The organism is Fluviispira vulneris (genome assembly GCF_014281055.1).
GTDB lineage: Bacteria > Bdellovibrionota_B > Oligoflexia > Silvanigrellales > Silvanigrellaceae > Silvanigrella > Silvanigrella vulneris.
This window is the reverse complement of record NZ_JACRSE010000005.1, coordinates 22,982-37,681: the sequence shown is the minus strand read 5'-3', so window position 1 is coordinate 37,681 and position 14,700 is coordinate 22,982. Positions and strand designations below refer to the sequence as shown.

Below are 14,700 nucleotides of genomic sequence, written 5' to 3'. Positions count from 1 at the left end.
TCTTGAAGAATGCAAGATATATTTTGGTTTATAAATGCTGTCTATTTAAATAGATTTTGCAATTTAAGGATGTTAAATGAAAATAGTATTAATGCTTAATATTTAATATTTTCATGTATGTATTTAAATAAATATTATTAATTATGCTAGAAGAGAAAATTTCTTCAATAGCTAAGCGCGCTTTATAACCAATTTGAGGATAAGATTTAAAATTAGAAATTTCTAAAATGGCATTTGCAAGTTCGAGAGGGTTTTTCGCTTGTACAGTATAGCCTATTTTGCCGTTTAATACTGCATCTCTGCAGCCAGGAACATTTGATGTGACAACAATTGCTCCAGAAGCGAGTGCCTCTAAAACTGATACCGGCAGACCTTCGTGATAACTCGGTAAGCAAAAAATATGTGCTTGTTCTAAAATTTCAAGAATATTTTTTTGATAGCCAATATAAGAAATTTGAGTTCCATTTAGCATTGCTAAAATTTCTTCTTTTGAAAAAGATGTTATGTTTCCAGGATCGATTTCTCCTGCAAGAATAAATTGTATGTCACTCCTTTCTTTCGCAATAATTTTTGCAGCTTCAATATACTCAATCAGTCCTTTGTCTTTTATAAGCCTTGCGGCCATTAGGACAAATCGCTTTGTATTGTCTTGGAAATTTCTAGGCTTGAATTTAAACTTTTCAATATCTATACCGCTTCCATTAATTGTAATTGCATTGTTTGGATTAAGAATTTTTAATTTAATAAAAGTCTCTTTATTGTCATTATTTTCAAAGAAAATTTTAAAGTCTTTATTGTTTAAGGATATTTTATAGAGAAAAATAGCAATTTTTTTCAGAAAAAATCCTATTATGCCAGGGTATGTAAAGGCTGTTCCTAAGCCTGGAATTAATGAAACCATAGGCAATCCTAAAATTCTGCAAACTATTCCAGAATAAATAACACTTTTTATTGTCATGCTGTGGACGCAATCTGGTTTTTCTTGTTTTATTAGGAAAAATAACTTAATCAATGTATATAATTCTTTTATTGGATAAAAGCTTTTTCTGTCTATATTCCAATTAATTAATTTAAAATTTGCTGAAAATTTATCTTGAATTTTATCAGAGGAATCAATTTTAGTGATAGCTACAATATTGAATCCATTTTCAAGTAAAAAGTTTGCTAGAGAGATTCGATGGGAAAAAAAATATTTTGAAGAATTGGTAACAAATACTATTTTTTTTGAACTATTATTATTTTGGATATTCGAACTCATTTTTGCGAATTTTTCCTTGAGTCTTAAAAATTTATGAAGTTATTATTGCCCTTTTCTTAAAAGCAAAACCTTAATTGTCTTTACTAAAATCTGAAAATCTAAGAAAAAACTTTGATTGACCAAATAAGCTAAATCGTATTTTAGTTTCGTATCAGCGCTGCTTTCGTAATCACCATGGATCTGGGCAAGACCTGTTAAACCAGGTCTGATGCGAGTGCGCTCTGAATAAGCTGGAATTTCTTTTTCAAACTTATTAACAAAGGACGGCCTTTCTGGACGTGGTCCTATAAAACTCATATCCCCTTTTAAAATATTTATAAGTTGTGGGATTTCATCCAACCGTGTTTCGCGCATAAATTTACCAAATTTTGTAATTCTTGGGTCGTTTTTACTTGCAAAAACATCGCCAGTTTTTAATTCAGCATTATCCATCATACTTCTAAATTTGATTATATTAAAAACTTTAGAATCTCTGCCTACTCTTTGTTGTTTGTAAATTACGGGCCCTTTTGAAGTTAATTTTGTTAGTATTGAAATGATAGCGATTGGAATTGATAAAAATGTTAGAATAATCAATGAAAATAATATATCGAATAGACGTTTAATTTTAAGATAAAATGAGACGCTATTTTCTAATTTTAATTCAATAAGTGGGAGGTCATTGACATGGACATGTCTCAGTCTGCCTAATAGTATTTCGTAGTGATTTGGCACTGTAAAGACTTGAACACCCTTGCGTGCGGCTTTAAAAACATCGGGAAAAATATTTTCTTGAATATTGTTTGAGTTAACAATAATTATAGAAGTTATTAAATTGTCTTGTGAAAAATTCTTAAATTCAGAAATATTTTTAGGCTGTAATCCTGTTGATGCGATTGATTCTTTTATATTATAGCAGAATATTGCGCAAACTTTTATTCTATTTATAAAAGGATCTTTTAAAAATTCTTGGGAGAATTCATAGCAATTCTCATGCTCACCTATAAGAACAATATTGCTAATTTCGCGTTCAAATATTTTAAAATAAAAAACTCTCCATAAAAGAGACAGCCAAAAATTTATTATAAAGAGTGTTACTAAAAATGAACTGGGAAAGTAAAAGTTTTTACTTAAATAGAGATATGAAAAAGCAATTGCAACTATAAGTAAGTTTGGAAAAATAATTTTTTGTGCCCAAATTGTTATACTAGATGTATTCCACATATCGTATAAGCCAACTAAGTATCCGCTAATGCAAAAACTACTGCCTAAAATAATTGTTGTAAAGAAAAGAGTAATCTGCTGATCAATAACAGCTGAAGGTAATAGTCCTTCAAAAATTGGGATATTTATCTTTGTTCTTACAAATATAGCAATATAAATAGACAATAATACAACTAAAAAATCTACTAATACAAAAAATTTTCTTCTACGAATATGCTTCACATGTATCATGTTATAAGATTACCTTTCTCATAACTTTTGAAATTTTATTAAACTATGATATTTTATCTTTGCTGCAATTTCAATATTTCTTTGCGCTAAATATTCTAAAGAAGGATTATTTATAATAAATAATTTTTTTGATAAATTTAAAAAAATAAATAATTTATTTTTTACTAATTGAGTTGTTATTTTTTATATAAAATCTCCACAGATTTTCTTTTCCTGCAGAAATTCCTATACGCGGGGCGGTTACAATTTCGAATCTAGGAATTATTATTGAATTTTCTAACCAAAGATTGTTTTCTTTTGCAAGTAAAATACCATTGTGTTCTTTTGTAATCTCAAGGTAACGGCAAAGCTTACCAGGACCAGCGGCTTCTTTAGCATGGGGATAATTGGGAATTTCAAGTGCACGAATAAGTACTGCTTGACCACTGTCTTTTTCGCCTGAAACAATATTAAAGCAATAATACATACCATAGATAAGATAAACATAGCTCATACCACCTTCCTCAAACATGGGAAGAGTGCGCTTGGTTTTACCCCGAGAAGCGTGGCAAGCAGGGTCGTCTGGCATATAAGCTTCCGTTTCGACAATGATTCCTGTTTTGCGCAGACCTTTAGAATTGACGTGACAAAGCGTCATGCCAAGGAGCTTTGGGGCGAGTTCCGTTGCATTTTGTTTAAAGAAATTTCTATCTAGGTGGTTCATATTAAAGTCACTCTCAATGAGATAAAAAAATATAAAAGCACATTTATTGCAGAACGCTTTTTGTAAAAGCAAAGTTTACTGTAATAAATGCTTGAGTAAATAGCAAAGCTGTTTTAATTCTTAGCTGAACATTATGATGGAGATTAAAATGTTTAGTAACGAAAATGACCCTGATTTTCAATGGTACTTGCCATTAACGAATACTGTTCTAACTGAATGGGGCGCTACTGAAGACGATGAATTGTAATCAAAAAAACAGATCAAGAAAATTTTGAAAATATGAAAAATAAATTTATTTAATTAAATTTTATCATTTAAACAAACATACACACACGTATATCCATACCACCTTGGGTAAAATGATAAGTTTCGAGTTCTGCTCCACGCATGCATTTACAAAAAGCGGACCAGGAATCTTCACTCGGACAAAGTATAAAGCCAAATAAATGTGAGTTATTATTTTTTAATTTTGCTCGAATTTCGGAAACTTTTTTGCCTACATTTGCGTAGAAAACCGTTGAGTTTCCTTTGTCATTTAAGCGGATTCCGTATGGGGGATTGAGTGGAAGAAAGACATTCCCAAAATTTGCATTTTGCAAAAGCTCATCGATGTTTAATTTTAAGAAGTTTTCACACAATATTTTTTCGTTGGAACTGTTACTTTTATAAAAACTATTAATAAATAATTCCTGCAATGAATTGTCGAGTTTGTTTTTAAAGTTTTCAATGTTTTCCAGAAATGCAGCGTTTGCTTGTTTTGCATTGTCGATGCTGAGAATATGGAATGGATTATCTAGTGAGTTTAATAGATTTAGTTTAGAAAACTCATTCGCTTTCTTTAGAAGAAATGAAAAATTTTCTTTTCTAAAAAGCGGCATTTTTTGAATTGCATACTCTCTATTAAGTAAACAAGGGGCGTGTGCAAGCTGTGACAAAAGATATTCGAAGGCAAAAGTACCTGTTCCTGAAAAAGGGAGCATGAGTGTCTGAGCTTTGAGATCTTGCTTGTGTTTCTGTAGAAATTGAAATGCTTTTGTGATTGTGCAGGCAGCCGCATCTTCGCGTAAGGGGGCACTGGCACTCAATGTTCCACGATAGCCTCTTTTATACAGAGGTTGACCGCAGAGGGATAAACTGACGGTTAATTTATCTTTATACAGCTGCGCATAGAGAGCTGTTGTTTCGTTGGTGTTTTCTCCGCTCACGATTTCGAGGCATTTGTCTTTTAGAATATTTGCTAAAATTTCTTTTAGACCGCTTTCGTGAAAGGCTTTACTCGCAACTGAGTCGACTTTCACTTTGAGTGACATTGATTTCTGTAAATAATAATCCCAAGCAATGGATTGACAATGCTTAGCAAAAGCTTCTTTGCCAACAGCTTTTTCTTCGAGTAAAATAAGACGAAGATCCGTGAGGCAAAGACTGCGCATGAGAATTTCATTTAAGGCAAAAATATGCACATTTTCAATTAAAATTTCATTTTTTAAGAGTGTACATTTGCTATTAAACTTTTGTTTAAACCAAAGATTATTTAAAATTTCTTCGACTTCTTGCAAAGCAGTCGAACCAAAACCAGTTGGAAAAGTTACGATTGCAGATTGAGATTTTCCGTAGATGTGTTTTTTAATTTGCTTTTCAATATTTTGCTCTTTTTCTGGTTTCATCTTGATCCTATTTTTTCTTCATTGTGATAAATATCGCAGCAAAATAGATTTTCTTGTTCACTGAGTTGATATTTAATTTCAATTTTATTTTGTTTATTTAAAAGTTTTTTAAGTGGTATGGCAATGGGACTCCAGTGTTCACAAGCATCTTCTTCTTTAGGATTTGATGAAATAGTAATTGACTGAGTCAAATGGACTCTAAACCAAATAATAGCAAGAATATTGTCACAATCTTCTTCAATAATAATTTCTTTTTTTCCATAGAGTGGATGTTTCGTTAAATCTGAACTATAAACAGGTGGAGGATCTAGACGTGTTGCACCCAATGCACAAGTTTTTGCCAGATATTTAAAATCATTTGCATTTAAGGCAATCGGAAATGAAATAGAATTTAAATCTAATTTACTTGCAGCAGCATGCATAAACTTTTCAGTAAAATTAATCTTATTGGAATCTGCTTTGAGCTTATTAAATGCTTTGATTCTATGCAAAACTGGGTGATTATTCAATTCAATTAAATTAAAAAATACTGAGACTTTATTTGGAATATATGTAATTTGTTTGCCAACAAAGCGTGAGCCAATTTCTCTGAGAGTGGGAATCACTCCCTCTTGGAAAGGATCATTGCCAAAAAGTTCGCTTACAACATTTGTAATCGGTTCATTTATTTCAACATCAAAACTATTAGTGTTGTGCAATATAAAATTCTTAGCACTGGTTTCAAGACCTAACTTTGTAAAGATAGGTTTAATATTTTCTGCTATTTTAGTTTCTTCTATAGCAATGACTTTTTTTGCTCCAAGCGATAATGCTTGTGCTGACAGAAGACCTGTTCCTGCACCCACATCCAGAACGATAGAATGATTTGTAAGAACTTGCTTTAATGCAGCAAAATATGCGTTCGACCGCATATTATCAGAGATCATAGCCCATTGAATCCAAGGGTCACCGAAACCATCCTCATGTAGATGGCGAGAATTCTCTGCATTTGAGCTGATGACAACTCCTGCGCCAATAAGATCATTTAATAATTCTTTGCATTCTTCTTTGTTTGGAATGTTATTTAAAAGATTATTATATTGTTTCTTTATTTTGTTAGGAATGAGATCTATATCTGTTACTTTGTTGTTGTCTGTTAAAAAGCACAAAAAGGTCAAAACTTCAGGTGCGATATAAAATTCACCCGATGAACTTGAAATAGATGCATATATATTACCATCTTCTCCAATACGAAAGCGAAGCCCTCTTGCTAAGTTGAGTTTTGTAGTTTGGTATTTTGTGCTTTGTTTGGACATTGTAACCCTTTTTGAGTTAGAAGTTGATTCTAAAAATACGCGACGACAGGTTGTCGCATGGGAAGGTATAAAAATGCAAACAAAAAATATTCTTGAAGCAATAGGTAGAACTCCTTTGGTAAAAATCAATCGTCTCTTTAAAAAAGATGGGGTTGAGGTCTATGCAAAATGTGAGTTTTTAAATCCAGGAGGATCTGTTAAAGATAGAATTGGTTATCAAATGGTTTTGGATGCGCAAAATTCTGGGAGAATAAAACCAGGCGATATTTTGATAGAGCCAACAAGTGGGAACACGGGTATTGGCATTGCGTTGGCGGGAGCAGTTCTCGGATATAAAGTTATCATTACCTTGCCTGAGAAAATGAGCAAAGAAAAACAAGTTGTGCTTGCGGCTCTAGGAGCAGAAATAATAAGAACACCAACCGAAGCAGCGTATGACGCGCCAGAAAGCCATATTTCTGTAGCAAATCGTTTAGCAAAAGAGCTACCAAATGCGCATGTCCTTGATCAGTATGCAAACCCTTCAAATTGTGAAGCCCACTATAAATTTACAGCGCAAGAAATTATTGATGATCTTGGTATGGTGCCAGACTATTTAGTAGCGGGGGCTGGAACAGGGGGAACAATTACCGGAATAGCTAGAAGATTTAAAGAGTTAAAACCTTCTTGTCAAATTGTTGGTTGTGATCCTGTGGGCAGTATCTTAGGTGGGGGCACCGAAGTTGGGACTTATCAAGTTGAAGGAATTGGGTATGATTTTTTCCCAAAAGTTTTGGATTGCAATCTAATCGACAAATGGATAAAAACTACGGATGAGCCAAGTTTTGTTTGGGCGCGTAGAGCCATTCGTGAAGAAGGCTTTTTGTGTGGTGGAAGTTCAGGAACAGCCTTATATGGTGTGAATGCAATAATTGAAACTGTCCCTAAGGGTTCTAAAATTGTAGTTATTCTGCCCGATGGAATCCGTAATTATATGACAAAACTGATGGACAACGAATGGTTGTCTAAATTAAATTTTAAGCAAGCGGTTTTACCAAATAATAAATTTTCTAAATAAAATTTATTAAGTGAATAGGGAAAATATGAAAGCTAAATTGCTTTTATTTACAAAAATAAAATTATCTAATAATGCATTCAAAGTTATGTTTGCTTTGTTAGATAATAAAATTGTTGAAGTCTCGTTGGATAAAAATGATTTAAAAGAAATTATTAATAAGAATAAATTAATTCGGCATGATAAATTTGATTGGCATATAAACAAAAATGTGAATACAAAATATTTACTAGAATTTATTGCAAGCAGTGAAGAAGAATTGCCATTAGTATTTAATTTATTAGGAGAGAAAATAACTTTAAATTGGTATGTCTTTCCAAACGCAGTAAAATTATTGAACGATGGAGGAGAGAAAAACTTTCTTCAACTTGCCGTTCAATATATCTCCAATGGTGGTATTGACGACAGTGTCATAGCAGCAGATTATGATGCTGAGTTTATTAAAACTTTGCAAAAAAAATTGACTGATGAAGGTGAGTAATTGATCTTGCAGAAAATACGATTGCTATTTAATTATAGCAATATCACCATTGCAAAATGAAATATTCTCAGTTATTCTCCTCTTGGTTTGTTTATTCGTTTTGTATTTTTATAAAATTGGTTTAAAAATGAAATTTATTTCTAAAAAAGGCTTAACAATATTAGCATCAGCTTTCCTTTTCCTTGTTCCAAGTTGGCAATCTGCTCAGGCACAATGTGAAGTAGGTCCTATTCTTTTTCGTGACACCCTATTTGGTGCAGGAATTGGTGCGGGAGTTGGAGCTTTGGTTTTAATAGCCAATGAGACCTCTGATAAAGTGCCCGCAAAAATAGCAACAGCAACTTTGATAGGTGCAGGATTAGGTGCCATGGTTGGTGTGATTGAACTGTCTCTGTCAGATTGTGGTTCGGGCAATAGACATGTGAATAAATTCGATCAACCAGGATTTCATGCTGAGCCACTTTTCACTTATGTGCCAAGACCCAATTTTTATGGCAAAAATCAAAGTGAATCTGAAAATTCATTTGAAATCGGAGATCTAACAAAGATGACAATGGGACTAAAACTTCAATACACCTTTGAAAATTAAAAATTCCATTTCACTTTCGCAAAGCAATTTCTTTTTGAATCAATCCCATCACCATTTTCCCATCACAGGTGGGGAAACTTTGTTTTAAATCTTTCATAATAAGACCCATATTTATTTTTTCATCTTTTGGAACTGAGTTTATTTTATCTTTTATAATTTGCAGCAATTCTTCTTCGCTAGGAGCTTTAGGCATATATCTTTCGACAATTTGCAATTCTTTTTCTATCAGGACTTGCTTTTCACTTCCTTTTGGAAACATTTCAAGCGAATCCAGCAACTGTTTACGATATGTCAAAACAGAGTCAAACTCAGGGATAGGTTTAGCAGCTGTTTCTCCATATTGAATAGCACTGATTAACATACGAACAACAGCTAAAACTTCTTTATTTTGTTCCTTAAGCGCAACTTTAAGATCTTCTTTTAATTTCTCTTTCAACGAACTCATCTTTTATCCTTTATTTTGTTTTAAATACCCATACTCCATTCCAATTTTTATCGACACCTTCTTTTTTAAGATAGTTGCAGCGTTCGATAAATTCCAAACTGGGTGGGTCTTCAGCCTTTATTTTTAAGGCATTTTTAAATTGAGTGATAGCATCATTCCACTTTTGGGCCCGATATAAACTCAAGGCGCTCTCATATGCTTGAATGAGTTCTTTGATTTGTTCTCTTTCCGCTGCTTGAAAACGCATAACTTCAAATATACGGACGGGTTCATTTTTTCCTTTAACTTGAATAATATCAAGCTCTCGCAAAAGAAATTTTTCAGGATTTTTGAGACTATTTTTTGTAAACTCCGAACAAATAATTCGTGTTCCATAGTTTTTATTAATCCCTTCAAGGCGTGCCCCTAAATTGACAGCGTCACCAAGCACTGTGTAGTCAAACCGTTGATCGCTACCCATGTTTCCAACTACCATATCACCTGTATTAAGACCAATGCCTATATCGAGAAAGGGCAATCCTTCGCTAGCCCATTTTTTTTGTAGATTCTCGAGTTCATCAAGCATTTTCAGACTCGACATAACGGCCCGATCTGGATGATCTTCGATTGGAATAGGAGCACCCCAAACGGCCATAACAGCATCGCCAATATATTTGTCAAGAAGTCCATTTGAATCAAGAATTATTTTTGTCATAGGAGTGAAATATTCATTTAAAAGAGCAGTCAGTTTTTCAGGGGTAAGGGATTCGCTAATGGTAGTGAACCCTCTAACGTCGGAGAAAAAAACTGTTAAGTTCTTTTTTTCTCCACCAAGTTTCAGTTTATCTGGTTGTTCCATTAATTGGTTTATTACAGCTGGGTTTAAGTAATATTGAAATGCACTTCTGACTTTTTTCTTTTCCCGCTCTTCTGTAAAATATTTAAAAATAGTAATGCCAAAATAAATTGAAAAGCTTTGCAAATAAAACATACCTACATAAAACCAATTACCTTTGCCAAATAGAAAATATTTATCAATTAAATAGAAAGAAATAAGAAATGTTCCAACAAAAATAGCTGATTTTATTGCACTCATATGTTTTAATATAAAGGAAAAAAGGATACCAGTTACTATTAAGAGTGCTATTTCTAAAAAAGGCGCTGATAACGGTCTTTTCATAAAATTCTGTGTTAATATATTTTCAATAACAGTCACATGATGGCCTACTCCATCAAAATTTTCGTCAAATGGTGAGGGGCGTTTGTCGTTTGTACCAGTAGCCGTTCCTCCATAGACAAGGATAGGTGGGACATCTTTTGGGATTTTATTTTCATAAGCATCATGTAATGACAGCTGGGGCAATTGCTCAAATTCACCATAGTGATTGATAAGAAGTTTACCTTGCCCATCATAAAATAGTGGTATTTTTATTTGTGGTTTTTTACTGTCACTCGGATAAAGCTCTATGCTTTCAATTCCTATTTCATCGAAGTGGACGACAATGCCACTGCCTAAGTAATTAGCAGCAAGAGACAGTCCTAAACTTGGCACCAAGATGGCATTTCCATGTGAATTTCCTTTACTATCAGTGGGTTCAATAGCTTTGACCAAAGCCGCTTTACGGATGAGACCATCGGATTCAGATTGATTGTTTGCGAAGCCAACATAGCGTGACTTTCCAGCAATAATATCAGTGTTTGTGACTGCACCATAACTCATTAAATCTTTATACTGATTTATATTTTTACCAGCAGGAAAATCAACGAAGTCGATTGCAGAATTTTTTAAGCGATGAAAACTTGCAAGCCAATCGTATTGAGAATTTAAGAGTTGAGACTTGTGGTCAATAAAATAAAATCCTTGTGTGATAGATTTAAAATCTTCTATTCCCCTCCCAAGCGAAAAATCTCCAGGACTATTGTTCATCAAATTGTATAAAGTATTATCAAACTCTTTTGAATTTAAGTGTTTTCCTGTATAAATTTGTTTTAAATCAAGGATACTTTCGTCTAGAAATCTTCTTTGCGGCTCACTAAAAAAGACATCAAAACCAATCCATTTTACTCCTGCTTTTTTTAAATTTTGCAATGCTTTTTCATAAATATCTCTGGGGAATGGCCACCGTCCAAATTTTTCAATACTTTTGTCATCAGCTGTCAATGTTCCCACAATTCCTGTTAACTTGATCGGACCTCTTATTTTAAAACGAATGTCGTAGAGTTCTCGTTCTAATTGACCAACAAGATCTAATGCATTTTTGGGTAATGAATAATGCCTTAGTAAAAGAAACAAGCATATAGTACAGATGAATAAGCCAGTTTTAAATGATGTTGGCAAAAAGAAAAAATGAAGTAATCTCTTTTTCGAAAATAGGCTTCGTATATTTTTTTTCATAAAAAATCCTTTTTATAATATATTTTATTATTTTTTATTTAAAAAATTTCATGTAGGTAATTTTGTTTTAACTTGCCAAAAGTAAGATTTCATCTAGCACTGAGGGAGGGGAGGAATTCATTTTAGCTTTTGCCTCCATATTGAGTTTAATTGGATGAACATTTGTTTTTTTAAATTTAATTTGTTGTTTATTATCATTTAAAATGTCTTTATTTAGAGAAGATATTTTATTTATGAACTGACGGGATTGTTTTGTTCTTGCACTCAATAATATGTCAATTATAATGTCACCGGCTAACAAATACATATCTTTTTTCTGATTTTTTATAGTCTCCAAATGATCTAAAATGATATCCATTAGACTATTGATGAGTTTGGAATGATTGATAGCAAATGCTTTTTTAAGTAGAAATGAAACATGTATAGTTATATTTTTATAATCATCTAGTTCATTTAATGGAGCTTTTAAAAACTGAGTTAAGAGTTTAATAAATTCATCAGGGTTTTTTAACATTTGAGCTTGTAAAACAGATTGTGTCATTTCTGCAATAAATGCAGATCCGCCAAGAAAAACACTTAAATGTTCTTTTAGAAAGTAGAGTGCTGTCTTATTTTTTTCCGGATTCATAAAATATTTGTTAAAAACACTTTCAAGTAAACTTTCGCCGAAACGTGATAATATTTTTTGAAGATATAATTGTGGCTTAGTATCAATTCGAGATAAATAATAAACAAGACCGATGCGCATTTCTTCATTGTTGATATTACTTCTTGCAAGCAAATTTGAAGTGATATATTTGATGACATGCTGGGTATGTTCCGAGTTAAATTCATTCTTGCTGTGAAATTTGTTGAGTCTAATACCTAATTCAATTATAAATGCTAGTGAATGTGCAGCAATTAAGCTGTTATTTGATGCGAAGTCATATTCATGATCCATAATAGAAAATAAAGTCTGACATATTTTATCAAGAAGATGCATGTTAGACAAGTCTTCCATTAGTATATTAATTAATTTGTTATTATGTTGAAATTCTTTCTCAAAACTTGAAATTAGACAAAATGAAAAAAGCTGATCATAGATTGGCTCTTCTAAATCGAATTTATTTTTCAATTGTGATGCAGTAAATTCAATTAGTTTATTTTTTTGATCTATTGTTAGAGAATTATATTTGTCATGAATAAATTCTATATTATCAAGTTTTTTGATTTCATTTTTATTTAGACTTTTTTCCATTATGAAAATTCTTAAAGTGGACAATGGGTCCTCTTTTAAGTGAATTTCAATTTTTTTTACCATTTAGGCCTCCCTGGGTCGGTCCAAATAGATTGTGTAAGAGTTTAATAAAACAGCACATTGCATATGCAAATCAGAATCACATACTCTATAAGTTATTTTATCGGATGATGTTGAGAAAATATGAACTTATAAATAAAAATCCAGTATATACAATATCTTAATTGTTTGTGTTAGGGAATTTTTTCATAAAAATAAATAGATTGTTATAATAAATATATGGTTATATTAATTATTAAGAAAAAAATAATTAAGTTAATATTAATTTTTAATAAAATTAAAATATTAATAAATTTCAAATTTAAATTATTTTTAAAAGTACGAAAGTACTTGAAAGTTGATAATTTGTATTATACATGAATTTTTCTGTTAAATTTTTTTATAATAGGAAAATATAATATAAGGCATTTTGTATTTCCCTAATAATATTTTTTCGCAAAATTTAAAGGATTTTCATATGAAAGTTAAATCTTATTGCGTAGTCGTTTTATTTTTTTGCTTCTTATTAAATTCATGTAAACAAGATAATTTTCAAACTGAATCAACTGTTGATTCGCATTTAAACGTTGGATTGTCTATACAGACACAAAGCAAAGAAATCCCAAAAAATAATATTATACTAGAAGGATTTTATGGCGAAGGGTGTAATGAACACTTAATTGGTAAAGAATGGAAACTTTTTGGTAGCGACCAAATTCATGAGAAAACTCTCGCATTGTCTACTAATGATGTTAATTGTAAAATTTATTTGAGGAGATTAAAATTAATTATAAATAATATTATTACTAAATATAATGTAATGAACAATGGAAAAAAAAGGTACCTCTTATCAGATAAATTTTCAAAAAAATTCCTTGAATTCACAAAGGTAAGTAATTCTCAGGGTGATTTTGATGATAAAATATTTGCAAAAGTTATGCTTAATAAAGGAGATTCATTAATATCTCCTACGGTTTATCTTCAATTAAGAAGAGTAAATGAGTTTGATTACAGTATTCAAGGGAAAAATATTGAAATTGATTATTCGAGAGAATTTACAATAAAAGAATTAGCGCACGAAGCAATTTATAGAGTATATCCATATGGGAATGGAATTTTTGCAGTAGGTTATAAAAACGTAGATATACCAAATAGTCAAATCAAAACACAAGGTGGATTATTTTACACCAGTGATTTTCTAAAAAATAATTTCAAAAAGATTGAATCTATTCGAAGTGAAGATGTACGTAATATGGCATTTGATAATGGATATATTTATGCAGCAAACTATGGCGGTAATGGAGGTTTATATTATACCACATATGATGACATTCTGAATTTTAAAATTGTGCGGGATCCAATGATAATAAATAAAAAAATAATTAGGGTTGCTGCTTCAGGAAGAAATATTTATGTTTTAACTAATGATAATTCACTTTTTTTTACAACAGAAGGTGTAAATGGGACCTTTAAAAAGGTACATCTAATGCCTGGTATGCAAATAAATTCTTTACTTATTTCTGAAAATAAAGTTATTATAGCTTCTGAGAAAAATATTTTTTATACAAATGATTTGACAAGTGGAATATTTTATAAAAATAAATTTGAATTAGAAGATGAATATATTAGTGAAATCGCAGTAAATAAAAATATAGTTATTTTGGGCGGAAAAGATGGTATCTATATTTCAAAAGATGGAGTTGGAGGTAAATTTTATCCTCAGCAAGAATTGCGTGATAATGAAATTTACAATTTATTTATACAGGAAAATTATATTTATGCATCTGTACTTTGCAAAACATGTGGATATAATCTTAAAAATAATTTGAAAAGTGAAAAAAATAAAAATATAGACCATACCGATGGAATATATTTAGCAGATTTACATGAAAATCCGATCATCTTTAGAAAAGTGGTTCCTATTCCCTTTCCTATGAGTTTCACGCTCTTTAAAGATAAGGCATTGATTTCATCTCCTTCCGGACTTTCTTATTTTGAGGATTCAAAATAGGTAAACGAGCGTATCGTTTCTGTTATAACAATATAATTTTACTATATAAAATTATATTTTTTAATTCTTTAATAAATACGAAATACCTACCGATAAAGTATAGAACATCCTTATTT

Annotated in this window: 12 protein-coding genes; 4 read left to right on the top strand and 8 right to left on the bottom strand. The window is 31.3% G+C overall.

Translation table 11 applies throughout. The features are described from left to right. Positions 1-88 precede the first annotated feature (88 nt). From H7355_RS11575 to H7355_RS11555, 5 genes are all read right to left on the bottom strand, one after another. Positions 89-1,258, bottom strand: coding sequence for a glycosyltransferase family 4 protein (locus H7355_RS11575; protein WP_186647648.1), 1,170 nt, complete (start codon positions 1,256-1,258; stop codon positions 89-91). 42 nt (positions 1,259-1,300) lie between these two features. Then, positions 1,301-2,692 carry a sugar transferase gene (locus tag H7355_RS11570; protein ID WP_186647646.1) on the bottom strand — a complete coding sequence of 464 codons (1,392 nt, stop codon included), beginning with the start codon at positions 2,690-2,692 and terminating at the stop codon, positions 1,301-1,303. A 154-nt stretch (positions 2,693-2,846) separates the two neighbouring features. After that, complete coding sequence (locus tag H7355_RS11565) at positions 2,847-3,395, bottom strand: DNA-3-methyladenine glycosylase (protein ID WP_186647644.1); 549 nt, start codon at positions 3,393-3,395, stop codon at positions 2,847-2,849. A 314-nt stretch (positions 3,396-3,709) separates the two neighbouring features. Beyond that, positions 3,710-5,059, bottom strand: coding sequence for a hypothetical protein (locus H7355_RS11560; protein ID WP_186647642.1), 1,350 nt, complete (start codon positions 5,057-5,059; stop codon positions 3,710-3,712). After that, the gene (locus H7355_RS11555; protein ID WP_186647640.1) at positions 5,056-6,354 is read right to left on the bottom strand and encodes an RsmD family RNA methyltransferase; all 1,299 of its coding nucleotides are present in this window, start codon (positions 6,352-6,354) and stop codon (positions 5,056-5,058) included. The genes H7355_RS11560 and H7355_RS11555 overlap by 4 nt, the downstream gene beginning before the upstream one ends. A 73-nt stretch (positions 6,355-6,427) precedes the next feature. On the opposite strand from H7355_RS11555, the gene H7355_RS11550 reads away from it, so the two are divergent. The 3 genes from H7355_RS11550 to H7355_RS11540 all read left to right on the top strand — a co-directional run bounded on the left by H7355_RS11550 (position 6,428) and on the right by H7355_RS11540 (position 8,478). After that, positions 6,428-7,411 carry a pyridoxal-phosphate dependent enzyme gene (locus tag H7355_RS11550; protein ID WP_186647638.1) on the top strand — a complete coding sequence of 328 codons (984 nt, stop codon included), beginning with the start codon at positions 6,428-6,430 and terminating at the stop codon, positions 7,409-7,411. Between the two features lie 25 nt (positions 7,412-7,436). Continuing rightward, on the top strand, positions 7,437-7,889 hold the full coding sequence (locus H7355_RS11545; protein ID WP_186647636.1) for a hypothetical protein: 453 nt from the start codon (positions 7,437-7,439) through the stop codon (positions 7,887-7,889). A gap of 127 nt (positions 7,890-8,016) precedes the next feature. Continuing rightward, entirely contained in the window at positions 8,017-8,478 is a 462-nt protein-coding gene (locus tag H7355_RS11540; protein WP_186647633.1) for a hypothetical protein, read from the top strand. Between the two features lie 10 nt (positions 8,479-8,488). Here H7355_RS11540 and H7355_RS11535 read toward each other — a convergent pair whose 3' ends face one another. The 3 genes from H7355_RS11535 to H7355_RS11525 all read right to left on the bottom strand — a co-directional run bounded on the left by H7355_RS11535 (position 8,489) and on the right by H7355_RS11525 (position 12,597). Further along, the gene (locus H7355_RS11535) at positions 8,489-8,923 is read right to left on the bottom strand and encodes a GatB/YqeY domain-containing protein (RefSeq protein ID WP_186647631.1); all 435 of its coding nucleotides are present in this window, start codon (positions 8,921-8,923) and stop codon (positions 8,489-8,491) included. A gap of 10 nt (positions 8,924-8,933) precedes the next feature. Continuing rightward, positions 8,934-11,297, bottom strand: a complete 2,364-nt coding sequence (locus H7355_RS11530) for an adenylate/guanylate cyclase domain-containing protein (RefSeq protein ID WP_186647629.1) — start codon at positions 11,295-11,297, stop codon at positions 8,934-8,936. A 67-nt stretch (positions 11,298-11,364) separates the two neighbouring features. Beyond that, entirely contained in the window at positions 11,365-12,597 is a 1,233-nt protein-coding gene (locus tag H7355_RS11525) for a hypothetical protein (RefSeq protein ID WP_186647627.1), read from the bottom strand. A 454-nt stretch (positions 12,598-13,051) separates the two neighbouring features. Here H7355_RS11525 and H7355_RS11520 point away from each other — a divergent pair, with 454 nt between their 5' ends. After that, positions 13,052-14,584, top strand: a complete 1,533-nt coding sequence (locus tag H7355_RS11520) for a WD40/YVTN/BNR-like repeat-containing protein (RefSeq protein ID WP_186647625.1) — start codon at positions 13,052-13,054, stop codon at positions 14,582-14,584. Positions 14,585-14,700 lie beyond the last annotated feature (116 nt).

Bases quoted from the DNA above. Each gene is read 5' to 3' on its own strand.
- H7355_RS11575 (WP_186647648.1), bottom strand. From the start codon at position 1,258: ATGAGTTCGAATATCCAAAATAATAATAGTTCAAAAAAAATAGTATTT.
- H7355_RS11570 (WP_186647646.1), bottom strand. From the start codon at position 2,692: ATGATACATGTGAAGCATATTCGTAGAAGAAAATTTTTTGTATTAGTA.
- H7355_RS11565 (WP_186647644.1), bottom strand. From the start codon at position 3,395: ATGAACCACCTAGATAGAAATTTCTTTAAACAAAATGCAACGGAACTC.
- H7355_RS11560 (WP_186647642.1), bottom strand. From the start codon at position 5,059: ATGAAACCAGAAAAAGAGCAAAATATTGAAAAGCAAATTAAAAAACAC.
- H7355_RS11555 (WP_186647640.1), bottom strand. From the start codon at position 6,354: ATGTCCAAACAAAGCACAAAATACCAAACTACAAAACTCAACTTAGCA.
- H7355_RS11550 (WP_186647638.1), top strand. From the start codon at position 6,428: ATGCAAACAAAAAATATTCTTGAAGCAATAGGTAGAACTCCTTTGGTA.
- H7355_RS11545 (WP_186647636.1), top strand. From the start codon at position 7,437: ATGAAAGCTAAATTGCTTTTATTTACAAAAATAAAATTATCTAATAAT.
- H7355_RS11540 (WP_186647633.1), top strand. From the start codon at position 8,017: ATGAAATTTATTTCTAAAAAAGGCTTAACAATATTAGCATCAGCTTTC.
- H7355_RS11535 (WP_186647631.1), bottom strand. From the start codon at position 8,923: ATGAGTTCGTTGAAAGAGAAATTAAAAGAAGATCTTAAAGTTGCGCTT.
- H7355_RS11530 (WP_186647629.1), bottom strand. From the start codon at position 11,297: ATGAAAAAAAATATACGAAGCCTATTTTCGAAAAAGAGATTACTTCAT.
- H7355_RS11525 (WP_186647627.1), bottom strand. From the start codon at position 12,597: ATGGTAAAAAAAATTGAAATTCACTTAAAAGAGGACCCATTGTCCACT.
- H7355_RS11520 (WP_186647625.1), top strand. From the start codon at position 13,052: ATGAAAGTTAAATCTTATTGCGTAGTCGTTTTATTTTTTTGCTTCTTA.